Consider the following 15,018-nt stretch of genomic DNA (forward strand, 5'->3'; position numbering starts at 1 on the left):
TGGACGCCGCGACGTCACCACGAACGCAGGGGATTGGGCAGATCCGTCCACACGTCCCCGCCGGCCCCCGGCGACATGCGCATCAGCGTCAGCGCCTTCACCGGCAGCGGCTCCTCGCGCAGCGCCACCAGGTCCGGCGTGCGCGGCAGTTCGCCGAGGACCGGCTCCAGGGCCGCGCCCAGCGCCGCCCCCGACCCCGCCGTGCCGGCGAGGGCACCGGCGACCAGCGAGCCGAACAGCTTGCGGCGCAGGGCCGCCGGATCGTCGGTGAGCATGCGCGCGGGCAGGTCCGGGACCGGCACGCCGTGCCGGGCGAGGCGGGCCGGGCTGACGCGGATGTCGGCCAGGTCGCGGTAGACCAGGCGCAGCGGCTCGCCCGACGCCGAGAGCACCACGAGCAGGTTCTGGCCGTGCGCCTCCAGCGCCACGCCCAGTCCGAGCAGACCCAGTCCGACGGTGAGGCACAGGCGAGCGAAGCCGGCCAGCCACGCGGGGGACCGGGGCAGCCCGGTGGTCGCCAGCGCCGCCACCGGCACGACGTGCTCGCCGGGGGCCGCGTACGCCCGGGGCGGCTCGCGCAGGACGGCGGCCAGGTCGGGGGAGTGCGCGGTGGCCGCGCCCAGGGTGCGGGTGACGTCCAGCAGCCCGTCCGTGCGCGCCGCCAGCGCCTGGCCGAAGACCGACAGGGTGTCCGACGCGGCGACCGAGGCGACGGAGATGTCCCGCACCGAGGACGTCAGCCGTGTGCTCAGCGCGGTCTTCACGTGCGGGCCACCGGGCACGGCGAGCGTGCGCAGGGACATCAGCGGATGCGCGGCCAGCGCCGTCCCCCCGCCCGTCCGCTCCAGCACGTGCGCCGCCTGCCAGGGGTGCACCGGCAGCAGCAACCGCCCCTCGTCCCGGAACTCCCGCGGCCAGGCGCCCGTCACCAGGCACTCCGCCGCCGGGACCGGCACCAGTTCCAGCTCCACGACCGGTCCGTGCTCGGGCCCGTAGGCGAGCTGTTCGGCCACCGAGAACCCGGGCCGCGAACGGCAGTTGGGATGGAACGGGTGGCCGTCGACCACCCGCTGCTCCCAGCCCCGGTCACTGTCCGGCCACTCGTCCGGGTGATTCTCCCGGCCCGTTCGCGACAGCGCCAACGACGCGGCGCTGTGACCGAGTTCGGCGGCGAAGCCCGCGCAGTGCGGTACGGCGAGATCCGTCATCAGCCGCGCGGGATCGTCGTACGGCGTCCCGTCGAGCCGTACGGCCGTGACGTACGCGGACGTGCGGTACGGATCCGCGGCCGGACCGCACAGCCGGCGCCCGTCCGCGAGGCGCAGCACGAGCCCGTCCCGCACGGACCTGCGGCCGGTGATCCACGGCAGCGGCTCGTGCGCGAGCGCCCGCCACAGCCGGGTCAGCACGGCCGCGCGGGCACCGGGCAGCCCGGCCGTGTACCGGGGGAGGAGACCGGGCCGGACGGCGGCCAGTTCACCGGCGATCTCGGCCTCGGCGGCGGCGGGACGGTGCACGGGCGGACTCCTCGGGTACGGGGCGGGAACGGGTCGAGTACGCGCGGGACGTCACGACGAAGGGACCACGACAGACATACTGATCGTCTCCGCCCTTTCAGACCGTAGGGAACGAGTGGAACGCGTGGATCTCCTGCCCCCGCCCTCCGGCACCGCATTCCCGGACGGCATCGCGGAACGCGCCGACGCCTACGCGGCGGTGCCGCTGCTGAACTGCCTGCTGCGAGAGGTGGCCGAACCGTGCCCGGCCTCCGGCGACCGCCCGGTGTACCGGCTGCCCGGCGGCCGGCTGCTCCGGGTCCGCGGCGGCCGGCGCCCCGCCGAGCCGGAGGTGCGCGCGGCGGACGGCTGGCACCGCGTCGGCCACGCCGAACTGGTGAAACTCGTCGCCGAGGAACTGCGCCGCCACACCGGCCTGCCCAACCACGAACTGCCCGTCGAGATGACCGACAGCCGGGACGCGGTCGCCGCGCTCCTGACGGCACGCGCGGGGGCCGCCCCGCCCGGCGACCCCTACCTGCGCTCCGAACAGTCCCTGCTCACCGGCCACACCCATCACCCCGCCCCCAAGGCGCGCGGCGGCGGCCCGCACACCGGCTGGCTCCCCTACGCGCCGGAGGCGCACGCCCGGTTCCCGCTGACGCTGCTCGCCGTGCGCGCGGACACGGTCGTCGAGGAGGGCGACACCACCGCCCTGGACGCCCTCGGCGAGGCCCCGCCCGGCTACCGCCTGCTGCCCGCCCACCCCTGGCAGCTCGACCTGACGGCGACGGCCCTCGCCCCGTGCTTCGCCGACGGACGGCTGATCCGGCTGGGCACGACCGCGTTCCCGGTGTGGCCCACGGCGGCCGTCCGCACGGTGTACGCGCCCGAGTGCCCTTGGGGACAGGACCTGTTCCTGAAGTTCAGCCTCGACGTGCGCATCACCAACGACATCCGCCGCCTGTGGCGCCACGACCTGCTGGGACTGCGCCGCACCGACACGGCGGTCACGGAGGCCTTCGAGTCGATCGGGCCCCCGGCGGTCTGGCTCGCCGACCGCGGCTACCGCACCGCCGACTTCGCCTTCGAGGAGCTCGCCGTCGTCGTCCGCGACGGCCTGCGCACCCGCCTGCTGCCCGGCGCGACCCCGCTGCTCGCCGCGGCCCTCGTGGAGGGCTTCCCCGGCAGTCCGCTGGCGGCCGCGCCGGACCCGGCGGCCTGGTGGGAGGCGTACCTCGCCGCCGTCGTCCCGCCCGTCCTGACCGCCTTCGCCGACGACGGCGTCGTCCTGGAGGCGCACCTGCAGAACACGCTGGTCGCCGTGGACGCGGACGGCACCCCGGTGCAGGCCCTCTTCCGGGACGCCGAGGGCGTCAGACTCCTGCCGGACACGCCCCGCGCGGCCGGCTGGGAACGGCTGGTGTACTGCCTGGTCGTCAACCACCTGCTGGAGATCGCCGGCGCCCTCGCCGACCACCACCCGCGCTTCGACTCGCGGCCCGCCCTCCGCGCCGCCCTGGCCCGCCACGACCTGCCCGAGATCCCGGCCCTGCTCACCGCGCCGGCCCTGCCCGCGAAGACGAACCTCCTGCTGCGCTGGACGGGCGCGGACGGCGCCGCCGCACGCTACCGGCCGCTGCCGAACCCGCTGCTGCCCACCGCCGCGCCCCACCTCCCTCCCGACGGGCGGTGAGGGCGCCCCGAGGGCGTCGCGCGGGACACGTCCGGCCGGCGGGTCAGCCGGGGTCGTCGAACATGGCCAGCAGCGTCTGCTCGTCCGGATCCGCCTCGGCCCGTCCCCGCTGCGGAACCTGCTCGGCCCACACCGTCTTGCCCTGCGGCATGTAGCGGGCTCCCCAGCTCCTGGTGAACTGCGCCACCAGGAACAGACCGCGCCCGCCCTCCTCGGTCGTGGCCGCCCGCCGCAGGCGCGGGGAGGTGTTGCTGCGGTCGGAGACCTCGCAGATCAGCGACTCGTCGCGCAGCAACCGCAGGCACACCGGCCCCTGGCCGCCGTACCGCACGGCGTTGGTGACCAGCTCGCTGACCACCAGCCCGGTGGCGAAATCCAGCTCCCGCATGCCCCAGGCGGCGAGCTGGGCACGGGTGAGCTCCCTGGCCCGCGCCACGACCGAGGAGTCGGACGGGAACTCCCAGGACGCCACCCGGTCCTCGGGCAGCGCGTGCACACGGGCCAGCAGGAGGGCCACGTCGTCGTGCGCACCGCCGGGCAGCAGGGCGCCCGTCACCCGGTCGCAGACGTCCTCCAGCTCCGGACCGGCGCCGTCCAGCGAGGCCAGCAGCAGCCCGGTGCGCGCGTCGGTGTCCCCGTAGCCGCGGCTCTCCTTGAGCAGGCCGTCGGTGTACATCGCCAGCAGGCTGTCCGAGGGCAGGTCGACGACGGCGGACTCGTACGGCTGGATCCCGCCGAGCCCGAGCGGCGGCCCGGCCGGCAGGTCGAGCAGCCGCGCCCGGCCGCCCGGCGTCAGCAGGGCGGGCGGCGGATGTCCGGCCCGTGCGGCCGTGCAGCTGCACGCCACCGGGTCGTACACCACGTACAGGCAGGTCGCCCCGGTCGCGGGGTCCTGTTCGCCGGCCGACTCGTCGTGGGTGCGGCTGACCAGGTCGTCCAGGTGGGCCAGCACCTCCTCGGGCGGCAGTTCCTGCCCGGCCAGCGTCCGCACCGCCGTCCGCAGCCGGCCCATGGTCGCCGCCGCCTGCAGGCCGTTTCCGGGCACGTCCCCGACGACCAGCGCCACGCGCATCCCGGACAGCGGGATCGCGTCGAACCAGTCCCCGCCCACGCCCGCCCTGGCGTCCGCGGGCAGGTAGCGGAAGGCGAGGTCGACGACGCTCAGCCGGGGCAGGGTGTGCGGCAGCAGACTGCGCTGCAGGGTGAGGGAGGCGTGGTGCTCCCGGCGGTAGCGGCGGGCGTTGTCCACGCTGATCGCGGCACGGGCCGCCAGCTCGCCCGCCAGCGTCAGGTCGTCCTGCTCGTACGGCCGCGCCCTGCCGCGGCGGTAGAACCCCGCCAGGCCCAGGACGGAGCCCCGCGCGGACAGCGGAGCGCCCAGGTAGGAGTGCTCGCCCTCGCCGAGCAGACCGACGGGGTGCACCCGGCCGGCCGGGTGTCCGGCCAGGGCGGCGGTCATCACCGAGTCCATGACCGGCCGCCCGGTCTCCAGACACCGGGCCTGGGGGGTGCCGGCGGGGTAGTCGGCCGGCTCGTCCACGCCGCCGGCCGGGGTGTCGCGGGAGCCCTCGCCCGCCCAGGCGGCCACCCGGCGCAGCACCACGTCGGGGGAGAGCCGTCCGGGCGGTGGCTCCTCGCCCGCCAGGACGCTCTCCACCAGGTCGACGACGACCAGGTCGGCGAAGCGCGGCACGGCGATCTCCGCCAGTTCCTCGGCGGTGCGCCGCATGTCCAGGGTGGTGCCGAGTCCGGTGCCCGCCTCGTTCAGCAGGGACAGCCGCCCGCGCGCCTCGGCGGCGAGCCGGCCGACGCCCGGCTCGCCCACCAGCAGCAGCCACGCGTCGGCCGGTCCGGCGGTGTGCCGCTCCGCCGCCGCGCCGGGCGCCGGCCCCGCAGCCGCGGTGGGACGCTCCAGGAGCGGCACGTGACGGCCGTCGGGGGCGGTCGCGGTGGCCGGGCCCGCCGCTCCCGTGCCGCGGCTGTTCTCGAAGCTGACCTCGACCGCCGCGCCCTCCGCGCCGCCGTGGTGCAGCTCCCGGCGGCGCAGCACGGCCACGCGGCCGCCCGCGAGGGGGACCTCGGCGTACGACTCACCGGCCGAGGAGATCAGCTCGACGGCATGCTCCAGCAGTATCAGCCGCTCCTGCGAGGCCAGCCGGGGCGGCGGTCCGCCGAGCCGGGACAGCTCCCCCGAGCCGAGGTCCAGCTCGGCGTGCCCCCCGCGCTCCCTGGCCCGGCGGAAGGAGCGCATCAGCTCCAGCTCGCGGGCCGTGCCCAGCTCCAGCAGGCGTTCCCCGATGCGTTCGGTGGCGTCCTGCAGGACCAGTGCCATGCCGGGGTCGGCCAGCTCCCGGGGCACGGAGAGGTTGACCGCGCCCCGTACGGCGCCGCCCACCGGGTCGCGCACCGGCGCGGCCATGCAGGTCAGCTCCTTGAGGCCGTGCAGGAAGTGTTCGTGGCCGACGACCACGAACGGCGCCCTGGTGCTCAGCACCATGCTGACGCTGCTGGTCCCCATGAACCGCTCGTCGACGTTGGCGCCCGGCACCAGGGAGGCGGCGTCCATCAGGCTCAGCCCCGCCGGGGCGCCCCACCGGTCCACGATGTTCGCCCGTGAGTCGGCCAGCGCCACGGTCACCGGCACGCCCGAGAAGCGTTCGTACAGGCGTTCCAGCACCGGCGCGGCGGCCCTGACCAGCCGGGAGTCGGGGTCCAGGTCGCTCTCGACCGGCAGGACGGCCTCCTCACGGTCGATGCCGAGCGACTGCGAGCGCTGCCAGGAGGCGAGGATCTCCGGACGCAGCCCGGCGACCGGCGGCGTCCGGCCGTCGTGACCGCTGTCCGGGGGAGTTGAAGACGACTCCACGGAATCAGGGTAAGCGGACATATGGGGCATCCGCTCGGTGCGGGCACTCGGCCGTCGTCACCGGTTCCTGCGGCGGCAACGGCGAAGGACGCCCCGCCGTTCCGGCAAGGGCCTCGTCGTCACCCCCTCGGGGCCGGCCCGCCCGACGGCGGGCCGGCCCCGAGGGCCGCCGACGGCCTGCTCGGCACGGCCCGGGCGCCCCTTCCGGATCCGCGGCCCGTGAGGTCCCCGCACGTCACGCGGGCCTCAGCGGGGCTCCTGTGCCGCGGTCGGCGGGTGGAAACAGGCGATGACCGTCTTGCCGTGCGGGCAGGGGCGGGCCTCCCAGCTGTCGGTGAGGGCGTCGACCAGGATCATGCCCCGTCCCCCGGGCTGGTCGGTGCTCGCGGCACGCTGGGTGGGCAACGTGGTGGAGGCGTCGTGAACGGCGACGTGCAGGCACCTCCCGTCCCAGGTCATCACCAGCTGGGCGTGGGAGTGGGCGTGCACATGGGCGTTGGTGACCAGCTCCGAGACGGTCAGCAGGACGTCGTCCACCGTCTGGGGGGCACCGTCGGTCCACGGCAGGGACCGCAGGTGGTGCAGGGCCCAGTCACGCGCCTCCTTGGGACCGGTGTCCATCGGCAGCGACCGCGCCCAGCCCACCGCCCGAAGCGAGGAATCGTCTTCCACTCAAGCCTCCCTGACTCGTCCGCTGCAGTGCGTCTGCCCCCTCCGGGCCGCCCGACGCCGCCCGTGTGCAGAAACAGGGCCGCGGGCAACCGAGCGGCGGCAGAACCCGTCTTCGTGATCACAGCAGGTCACAGGGCGGACATGAGGGGATCGGACATGGAAGAGGCTGCGGCTTCGGCGGTCGTGCGCGCACTGAAGGGCGTGGGCCTGCTCGCGTACGACGTGGTCGGCTCGGTGGGCGACCTGCTCGCCGTCCACGTCCCGTGGAACAAGCGTCGCGGGCGCACCGCCGAGGAGGAGTAGCGCCACCGCCGCAAGACGGCCGCCGATCGTCAACTCTCCCTCGGCACCTGTATGTTCGGGTCGATCTTCGTCACCGGGGGCGGGATCGCTGAGGACGAGGAGACGCATGGACACGGCTACCGTCACGGCACTGCTGGAAGAGGCGCGTACAGCTGACGCCAGGACGCGCGACCGTATCTGTGACGAGGTGGCGGCGCAGCTGCTGGCGGCCGGGGCCCCGCCCTCCTTCGAGGTGGGTTCCGCCGACCTCCGCCTCGATCCCTGCTTCATGTCCGTCGACCGCTACTGGCGCCGGCGGTTCCTGGAGCGGCCGACGGCGCGTACGGCCCTCGAGTGCGCACGGTGGATGTCGGACCACGTACAGGACGGGGCCTGGGGCGCCGTCGCCGAGCAGTGGGGTCTCGGCAACGGGTTCCTCAACCGGGGAAGCGTGGAGTCGGTGGACCGGATCGCGGAGGCCGTGGGAGAGGCGGGTGCCGGCCCCGAAGCGGAGCGCGTCGCGTTCTTCCTCGTCCTCTTCCACGCGGGCAAGCTGCGGGCGAACTTCTGCTTCGACGAGTTGCACGCCTTCCTGACCTCTTCGCCCTGGTCCTCGTCGGCCGGCTCCCTCCGCGAGGAGCCCGTGCTGCTGGCGCTCCGGTCGTTCGCCGCGTTCGGCAGCCGGGCACTGACCGTCGCCTACGCCGTCGACCTCCTGAACCGGGCCTGGTCCTCGCCCGGACGGACCCGCCACGCCGTGGACATCTGCCTCAACGGGCTGGCGTCCGCCGTCCCCTTCCCCGAGCAGGGCGAACTGCTCCGCCGCCACGCGGAGGAGGCGGTGCAGGCGTATCCGGACGACCACATGTTCCACGCCCGACTGGCCGCGGGGCTGCACATGTGCGGCCGCCACGACGAGGCGCTGGAGAGCATCGACACCGCTCTCACCCTGCTCGCGGCGAGCCCCACGGCCAGCCTCGGCGTTCTCCAGGACCAGTACCTGACCAAGCGGGACGCCATCCAGGAGGAACGGCTGAGAGCCGCACGGGACGCGGAGCACCAGCGGCGATGGGAACAGCAGGCGGAGGCCAACACCCAGCTGGAACGCTCTCTGCACACCTCCTCGGTGCGCGCCGTCGAGGTCGTCGCCGTCTTCACCGCGGCGATCGCCTTCGCCGTCGGCTCCCTCCAGGTCACCCTGACCGGCGACCTCCCGCTGGCCGACCGGCTGTGGCTGCTGGCCGCACAGGGCGCGGGCCTGGCATTGTTCGCGTTGCTGATCGTCGGCGGAACGTGGCTCATCACCCGAGGCCGTCGACCGTAGGAGAGCGGAGCCGGCGCGTCTTCCCCTCCGGTCCGCCCGGCGCCGCCCGCGTGCCGGGACGATCAGCGGAAGGCGGGGGCGAGGGCGACGGCGCCCCACCCCGACGGGGCCGGGCGAAGGCCCTCGTCCGTGCCGGAGGCGGAGGAGGCGGCGGTGACGCCGGCGCGACGGCCGGGCCTTCCTCTCCCGCTGTCGTGCCCGGTCACTATGCTCGCTCCATGAGACAGGTCACCGCCACCCGCTACGTCGAACCCCTGCACACCGGCGGCTCCGTCCCCGGCGTCGTCGAGGCCGATGACCTGGGCACGTACGTCGTGAAGTTCACCGGCTCCGCGCAGGGGCGCAAGGCACTGGTCGCCGAGGTGATCGTCGGGCGGCTGGCGGCGGCGCTGGGACTGCGCGTGCCCGAGCTGGTGCTCGTCGACTTCGACCCGGCCGTCGGCGCGGGGGAGCCGCACCAGGAGGTGCGGGACCTGCTGAACGCCAGCGCGGGGGTCAACCTCGGCATGGACTACCTGCCGGGCGCCGCCGACTTCACGCCCGAGGTCGCGAAGAGGTTCCCGGTGGACCCGGTGGAGGCCGGGCGGATCGTCTGGCTGGACGCCCTCACCGTGAACGTCGACCGGACGGTGCACAGCTCCAACCTCATGGTGTGGCCCACCTTCGGCGCCGTGCCCCCGCGCCTGTGGATCGTCGACCACGGCGCCGCGCTGGTCTTCCACCACCGCTGGGACACGTCCGCGCCCGAGAAGGCGTACGACTTCCGCCACCACGCCCTCGGCCACAGCGCCCCCGACGTCCGGGCCGCCGACGCCGAACTGGCGCCGAAGGTCACCGACGAGTTGCTGCGCGCGGTCACCGCCGAGGTGCCGGACGCCTGGCTGGCGGGGGAGCCCGGCTTCGCGGGCCCGGACGAGGTGCGGGCGGCGTACGCGGACTACCTCTGCGCGCGCGTGAAGGCGTCCGCCCAGTGGCTGCCGACCGACTTCCCCAGCCGGGAGGAGCTGGCGGCCGAGGAGGAACGGCGCGCGGCGCGCACCCGGCGGGGCCGCCCCGACTGGCTCAAGCAGGTCCCCGACCTGCACGGCAAGCCGGCCGCCCAGCAGGACTGGTCCGTGCACCTGGAGTGACGCCGTGCGCCGGAGGTGACGCCGCGCACCGGGGCGGCGCCGAAGCGGACGTGCCCGTGCCCCCGGTGCTGTGCGGTACCGGGGGCACGGGCATGTGGTGGGCGCCGGGCCGGGGATCAGCCCTTGAGCTGCTCGTAGGCCGGCAGCGTCAGGAAGTCGGCGTAGTCCTCGTCGAGGGAGACCGTCAGCAGCAGGTCGTGCGCCTGCTGCCAGTTGCCGGCCGCGAACGCCTCGTCGCCGATCTCGGCGCGGATGTTCGCCAGTTCCTCGGCGGCGACCTTGCGGGCCAGCTCGGCGGTGACCTGCTCGCCATTGTCGAGGACGACCTCCGCGTTGATCCACTGCCAGATCTGCGAGCGGGAGATCTCGGCGGTGGCCGCGTCCTCCATCAGGTTGAAGATGGCGACGGCGCCCAGGCCGCGCAGCCAGGCCTCGATGTAGCGGATGCCGACCTGGACGGCGTTGACCAGGCCCGCGTACGTCGGCTTGGCGTCCAGGGAGTCGATCGCGATGAGGTCCTCGGCCCTGACGTCGACGTCCTCGCGCAGGCGGTCCTTCTGGTTCGGCTTGTCGCCGAGGACCTTGTCGAAGGACTCCATGGCGATCGGGACCAGGTCGGGGTGGGCGACCCAGGAGCCGTCGAAGCCGTCGCCGGCCTCGCGGTCCTTGTCGGCGCGGACCTTCTCGAAGGCCACCTTGTTGACCTCGGGGTCCTTGCGGGACGGGATGAACGCCGCCATGCCGCCGATCGCGTGCGCGCCGCGCTTGTGGCAGGTGCGCACGAGGAGTTCGGTGTACGCCCGCATGAACGGGGCGGTCATCGTGACCGCGTTGCGGTCCGGGAGCACGAACTTCTCGCCGCCGTCACGGAAGTTCTTGACGATGGAGAACAGGTAGTCCCAGCGGCCGGCGTTCAGCCCGGAGGCGTGGTCGCGCAGCTCGTAGAGGATCTCCTCCATCTCGTACGCGGCCGTGATCGTCTCGATCAGGACGGTGGCGCGGACGGTGCCCTGCGGGATGCCGACGTAGTCCTGCGCGAAGACGAAGATCTCGTTCCAGAGGCGGGCCTCCAGGTGGGACTCCGTCTTCGGGAGGTAGAAGTACGGGCCCTTGCCGAGGTCCAGCAGGCGCTGGGCGTTGTGGAAGAAGTACAGGCCGAAGTCGACCAGGGCGCCGGGGACGGGGCGGCCGTCGACCTGGAGGTGGCGCTCGTCGAGGTGCCAGCCGCGCGGGCGCATGACGACCGTCGCCAGCTCCTCGTTCGGGCGCAGGGCGTACGACTTGCCGGTGCGCTCGTCGGTGAAGTCGATGGTGCGGGTGTAGGCCGCGGTCAGGTTGAGCTGGCCGAGGACGACGTTCTCCCAGGTCGGGGCGGAGGCGTCCTCGAAGTCCGCGAGCCAGACCTTCGCGCCCGAGTTGAGGGCGTTGATGGTCATCTTGCGGTCGGTCGGGCCGGTGATCTCGACGCGGCGGTCGTTCAGCGCGGCCGGAGCGGGGGCCACCTTCCAGGAGTCGTCCGCGCGGATCGCGGCGGTCTCCGGGAGGAAGTCGAGCGTGGAGGTGCGGGCGATCTCGGCGCGGCGCTCCGCACGGCGGGCGAGGAGCTCGTCACGCCGGGGCGTGAACCGCCGGTGCAGCTCGGCCACGAAGGCGAGCGCCGCATCGGTGAGGACCTCCTCCTGCCGGGGCAGGGGCTCGGCGTCGACGATGGCCAGCGTGGACGGCGCTGGTGCGGACATGAGCTGTCACTTCCTTCAGCGGTGGCACCGGGTGCCAACGGGCACGTATGGGGCATAGCGCACCCTCTGTGCGGTGGGGTGCTTCTGGTCAGTGGATAGTAGTTTCCTCATCGTGGAACTTCAATGGTTTGTTGATGTCGAGATTCTCTGAGTCGAGGAACAGTGGCGCCCAGTGCCACGCCCCTCACTCAAGGTGGCGCAGGTCGGTCTCGGTGTCGATGTCGTACGGCCGCGCCACGTCCCCGCACTCGACGAGCGCGATCTCCGCCTCGTGCTCCCTCAGGTAGGCGCGTGCCCCCCGGTCGCCGGTCGCGGTCGCCGTGACGCCCGCCCAGTGGGCCGCGCCGAGGAGGACGGGGTGCCCCCGCACGCCCGCGTACGCGGCCGCGACGAGCGACGTCTCGTCCCGGTACCCGGCGCGCACCCGCGCCGTCGCCTCCGCGCCGATGCCGGGCTGGTCCACCAGCGAGACCAGCGCCGCCCGCGCCCCCGTACCGGACAGCGAGGCGAGTCCGGCGCGCAGCGAGGTGCCCATGCCCCGCTCCCACTCGGGGTTGTCCACCAGGACGCATCCCGCGAGCGCCGCCCGTGCGCGCACCTCCCGGGCCCGCGCCCCCAGGACGACGTGCACGCGGGCGCAGCCGGCCGCGCGCAGCACCTCGACCGCGTGCTCGACGAGCGGGCGCCCGCGGTGTTCCAGCAGAGCCTTGGGCCGGCCGCCGAGCCGTCGTCCGCCTCCCGCGGCGAGAAGCACCCCGGCCACCCGGTCCTCGTTGTCCGTCATGGGTCCTGCATACCCGACCGCGCGTCGCCCGGCGGGCACGCGCCCCTTCCCGGGGGACTGAATTTCGGCCCTCGCGGTGGCGCGTCCGGCGCCGGGTGGCGTTTACTGGCCCGCGTCCCCGGCGCCCGGACGGCGTCCCGGGGCCCGGCACGTTCACCGCGGAGGGGCGCACGACGGGGTGCGAGGGGGAGGGACTGTGTCGCGGAGCTTGGGGCAGAGGCACGTGACCGTCGGTGACGAGGACGTGAGGGTGGCGGCGCTGCGGACCACGGTGTCCCGGCTGCGCCGCCAGCTCGCCCTGCTGCCCGCGGACTTCCCGGACCGGGTGATCGCCGAGGACGAACTGGCCGGCCTGGCCGCGATGGCGGACCACGGGGTCCCGGAGGCGCCGAGGCTGCGCCGCTCCCTGTTGCTGATCGCCGGTGCGATCGGCTCCGTCAGCGCCCTGTCGCCAGGACTGGCGGACGTCCGCCACGCCGTCGAGCTGTTCGGGGAACCGCCGCGGCGCTGAGACGCCGGCGCACGACGGAAGCGACCCCCGGCGGTGTCCCCGCCGGGGGCCGGACGTCTGCGGCGCGGCTCAGGCGGCCGGGTTGCCGTTCGAGGCCAGCAGCGCTTCCGAGAGCTCGGCCGCCACCTGCTGCAGCAGCGGCACCATCCTGTCGGTCGCGGCCTCGGTCACGCGGCCCGCCGGGCCCGAGATGGAGATGGCGGCGGCGGTGGGGGAGTTAGGCACGGAGACGGCCAGGCAGCGCACCCCGATCTCCTGCTCGTTGTCGTCGATCGCGTACCCCTGGCGCCGCACCTCCTCCAGCGCCGCGATGAACCCGTCCGGGGTGGTGATCGTCTTCTCCGTCGCGGCCGGCATGCCGGTGCGGTTCAGCAGGGCCCGCACCTCCTCCGCGGGGAAGCCGGCGAGCAGGGCCTTGCCGACGCCCGTCGAGTGCGGCAGGACACGCCGTCCGACCTCGGTGAACATGCGCATCGAGTGCTTGGACGGCACCTGTGCGACGTAGACGATCTCGTCCCCGTCGAGCAGTGCCATGTTCGCCGTCTCGCCGGTCTCCTCGACCAGCCGGGCCAGGTGCGGGCGCGCCCAGGTGCCCAGCAGGCGGGACGCGGACTCGCCGAGCCGGATCAGGCGCGGGCCGAGCGCGTAGCGCCGGTTGGACTGCTGGCGTACGTATCCGCAGGCCACGAGGGTGCGCATCAGGCGGTGGATGGTGGGCAGCGGCAGCCCGCTGCTCGCGGACAGCTCGCTCAGACCGACCTCGCCGCCCGCGTCCGCCATCCGTTCGAGCAGGTCGAAGGCGCGTTCCAGGGACTGGACGCCACCTGGGGCGGACCTGGCGGAGTCGGTGGTGCTGGCGCTGGACGTCGGCACGGCACGTTCCTTTCGGGGCTGGCGGGAGGGCAGAAGCCTACCCGGCGGCCGGTTGACTCCCCGCTTGTACATAGCTACGTTCTGTCTGTCGGAATTCTAATTCCGCTTTGTGGAAACGTCCAGAGCGGAGTCGTCGGTCGTGCCTGGACGAAGGGTGCCTCTTGACGACGTGGAACGGGAAGTGAAGACTCCTTCAACAGAACGTTGAAGTCCGTTACGTGGTGAGAGATCCCGTTTCCCGGATGTGAACCGGCGGGCCGCCGGTGGACCGGCGGCGGAACGACTGCAGAGAGAGGGGTTCGGGTGTCCCAGGCTGAACTGGTGCTGCGCTCGACGCGCGTCATCACTCCCGAGGGCATACGCGCCGCGTCCGTCGCGGTGAGCGGCGGCACGATCACGGACGTACTCCCGTACGACGCGCCCGTCCCGGAGGGCGCCCGCCTCGAGGACGTCGGCGACCACGTCGTCCTGCCCGGTCTGGTCGACACCCACGTGCACGTCAACGACCCCGGGCGCACCGAGTGGGAGGGCTTCTGGACCGCCACCCGCGCCGCGGCGGCCGGCGGCATCACCACCCTCGTCGACATGCCGCTCAACTCCCTCCCGCCCACCACCACGGTCGAGAACCTGCGCGTCAAGCAGCAGGTCGCCGCCGACAAGGCGCACATCGACGTCGGCTTCTGGGGCGGCGCCCTGCCCGACAACGTCAAGGACCTGCGCCCGCTGCACGAGGCCGGCGTCTTCGGCTTCAAGGCGTTCCTGTCGCCGTCGGGCGTGGACGAGTTCCCGCACCTCGACCAGGAGCAGCTCGCCCGGTCCCTCGCCGAGATCGCCGCCTTCGACGGCCTGCTGATCGTGCACGCCGAGGACCCGCACCACCTGGCCGCCGCCCCGCAGCAGGGCGGTCCCAGGTACGCCGACTTCCTCGCCAGCCGTCCCCGCGACGCCGAGGACACCGCCATCGCCGCCCTCATCGAGCAGGCGAAGCGGTTCAACGCCCGCGTGCACGTGCTCCACCTGTCCTCCAGCGACGCCCTGCCGCTGATCGCCGAGGCCCGCGCCGAGGGCGTCCGCCTCACCGTGGAGACCTGCCCGCACTACCTCACGCTCACCGCCGAGGAAGTCCCGGACGGCGCGAGCGAGTTCAAGTGCTGCCCGCCCATCCGCGAGGCGGCCAACCAGGACCTGCTGTGGCAGGCGCTCGCCGACGGCACCATCGACTGCGTGGTCACCGACCACTCGCCGTCCACCGCCGACCTGAAGACCGACGACTTCGCCACCGCCTGGGGCGGCATCGCCGGTCTCCAGCTGAGCCTGGCGGCCATGTGGACCGCGGCCCGCGAGCGCGGCCACGGCCTGGAGGACATCGTCCGCTGGATGTCGGCGAACACCTCCCGGCTCGTCGGGCTCCAGGCCCGCAAGGGCGCCATCGCGCCGGGCCACGACGCCGACTTCGCCGTCCTCGCCCCCGACGAGACCTTCACCGTCGACCCGGCCGGCCTCCAGCACCGCAACCGCGTCACCGCGTACGCGGGCAAGACCCTGTACGGCGTCGTGAAGTCCACCTGGCTGCGCGGAGAGCGCATCGTGGCGGACGGCGCGTTCACCGACCCGAAGGGACAGCTCCTCACCCGGACCCCGTGAC

Annotated in this window: 12 protein-coding genes; 6 read left to right on the top strand and 6 right to left on the bottom strand. The window is 74.0% G+C overall.

The annotated features are described in order from the left end of the window. Window positions 1-14: 14 nt before the first annotated feature. Window positions 15-1,517, bottom strand: a complete 1,503-nt coding sequence (locus ACZ4V6_RS21140) for an IucA/IucC family protein (protein WP_467829526.1) — start codon at window positions 1,515-1,517, stop codon at window positions 15-17. A 115-nt stretch (window positions 1,518-1,632) separates the two neighbouring features. Here ACZ4V6_RS21140 and ACZ4V6_RS21145 point away from each other — a divergent pair, with 115 nt between their 5' ends. After that, the gene (locus tag ACZ4V6_RS21145) at window positions 1,633-3,192 is read left to right on the top strand and encodes an IucA/IucC family protein (RefSeq protein ID WP_467829529.1); all 1,560 of its coding nucleotides are present in this window, start codon (window positions 1,633-1,635) and stop codon (window positions 3,190-3,192) included. 43 nt (window positions 3,193-3,235) lie between these two features. On the opposite strand, the gene ACZ4V6_RS21150 is transcribed toward ACZ4V6_RS21145, so the two are convergent. Together ACZ4V6_RS21150 and ACZ4V6_RS21155 are read right to left on the bottom strand one after the other, a co-directional pair. Continuing rightward, window positions 3,236-6,058, bottom strand: coding sequence for a SpoIIE family protein phosphatase (locus ACZ4V6_RS21150; RefSeq protein WP_467829531.1), 2,823 nt, complete (start codon window positions 6,056-6,058; stop codon window positions 3,236-3,238). Between the two features lie 246 nt (window positions 6,059-6,304). Next, entirely contained in the window at window positions 6,305-6,679 is a 375-nt protein-coding gene (locus ACZ4V6_RS21155; protein ID WP_467829663.1) for an ATP-binding protein, read from the bottom strand. 207 nt (window positions 6,680-6,886) lie between these two features. Between ACZ4V6_RS21155 and ACZ4V6_RS21160 the strand changes: the two genes are divergently transcribed. The 3 genes from ACZ4V6_RS21160 (at window position 6,887) to ACZ4V6_RS21170 (ending at window position 9,466) form a co-directional block, all read left to right on the top strand. Beyond that, the gene (locus tag ACZ4V6_RS21160) at window positions 6,887-7,033 is read left to right on the top strand and encodes a hypothetical protein (protein ID WP_467829533.1); all 147 of its coding nucleotides are present in this window, start codon (window positions 6,887-6,889) and stop codon (window positions 7,031-7,033) included. Between the two features lie 106 nt (window positions 7,034-7,139). Then, window positions 7,140-8,336, top strand: a complete 1,197-nt coding sequence (locus ACZ4V6_RS21165; protein ID WP_467829536.1) for a hypothetical protein — start codon at window positions 7,140-7,142, stop codon at window positions 8,334-8,336. Window positions 8,337-8,554: 218 nt separating this feature from the next. Continuing rightward, entirely contained in the window at window positions 8,555-9,466 is a 912-nt protein-coding gene (locus ACZ4V6_RS21170; protein WP_467829538.1) for a HipA family kinase, read from the top strand. Window positions 9,467-9,582: 116 nt separating this feature from the next. Here the strand turns inward: ACZ4V6_RS21170 and aceB are convergent, their stop codons facing one another. Then, window positions 9,583-11,205: a malate synthase A gene (gene aceB / locus ACZ4V6_RS21175; RefSeq protein ID WP_467829540.1), complete on the bottom strand. Its 1,623-nt coding sequence runs from the start codon at window positions 11,203-11,205 to the stop codon at window positions 9,583-9,585. A gap of 184 nt (window positions 11,206-11,389) precedes the next feature. Further along, window positions 11,390-11,989 carry a nucleotidyltransferase family protein gene (locus ACZ4V6_RS21180; RefSeq protein WP_467829542.1) on the bottom strand — a complete coding sequence of 200 codons (600 nt, stop codon included), beginning with the start codon at window positions 11,987-11,989 and terminating at the stop codon, window positions 11,390-11,392. A 223-nt stretch (window positions 11,990-12,212) separates the two neighbouring features. Between ACZ4V6_RS21180 and ACZ4V6_RS21185 the strand changes: the two genes are divergently transcribed. Then, window positions 12,213-12,500: a DUF5955 family protein gene (locus ACZ4V6_RS21185; protein ID WP_467829545.1), complete on the top strand. Its 288-nt coding sequence runs from the start codon at window positions 12,213-12,215 to the stop codon at window positions 12,498-12,500. 69 nt (window positions 12,501-12,569) lie between these two features. On the opposite strand, the gene allR is transcribed toward ACZ4V6_RS21185, so the two are convergent. After that, on the bottom strand, window positions 12,570-13,373 hold the full coding sequence (allR, locus tag ACZ4V6_RS21190; protein WP_467829548.1) for an allantoin degradation transcriptional regulator AllR: 804 nt from the start codon (window positions 13,371-13,373) through the stop codon (window positions 12,570-12,572). A 303-nt stretch (window positions 13,374-13,676) separates the two neighbouring features. Here allR and allB point away from each other — a divergent pair, with 303 nt between their 5' ends. Continuing rightward, the gene (allB, locus tag ACZ4V6_RS21195) at window positions 13,677-15,017 is read left to right on the top strand and encodes an allantoinase AllB (RefSeq protein ID WP_467829551.1); all 1,341 of its coding nucleotides are present in this window, start codon (window positions 13,677-13,679) and stop codon (window positions 15,015-15,017) included. Window position 15,018 lies beyond the last annotated feature (1 nt).

This window comes from Streptomyces sp. NPDC029152 (genome assembly GCF_055564355.1).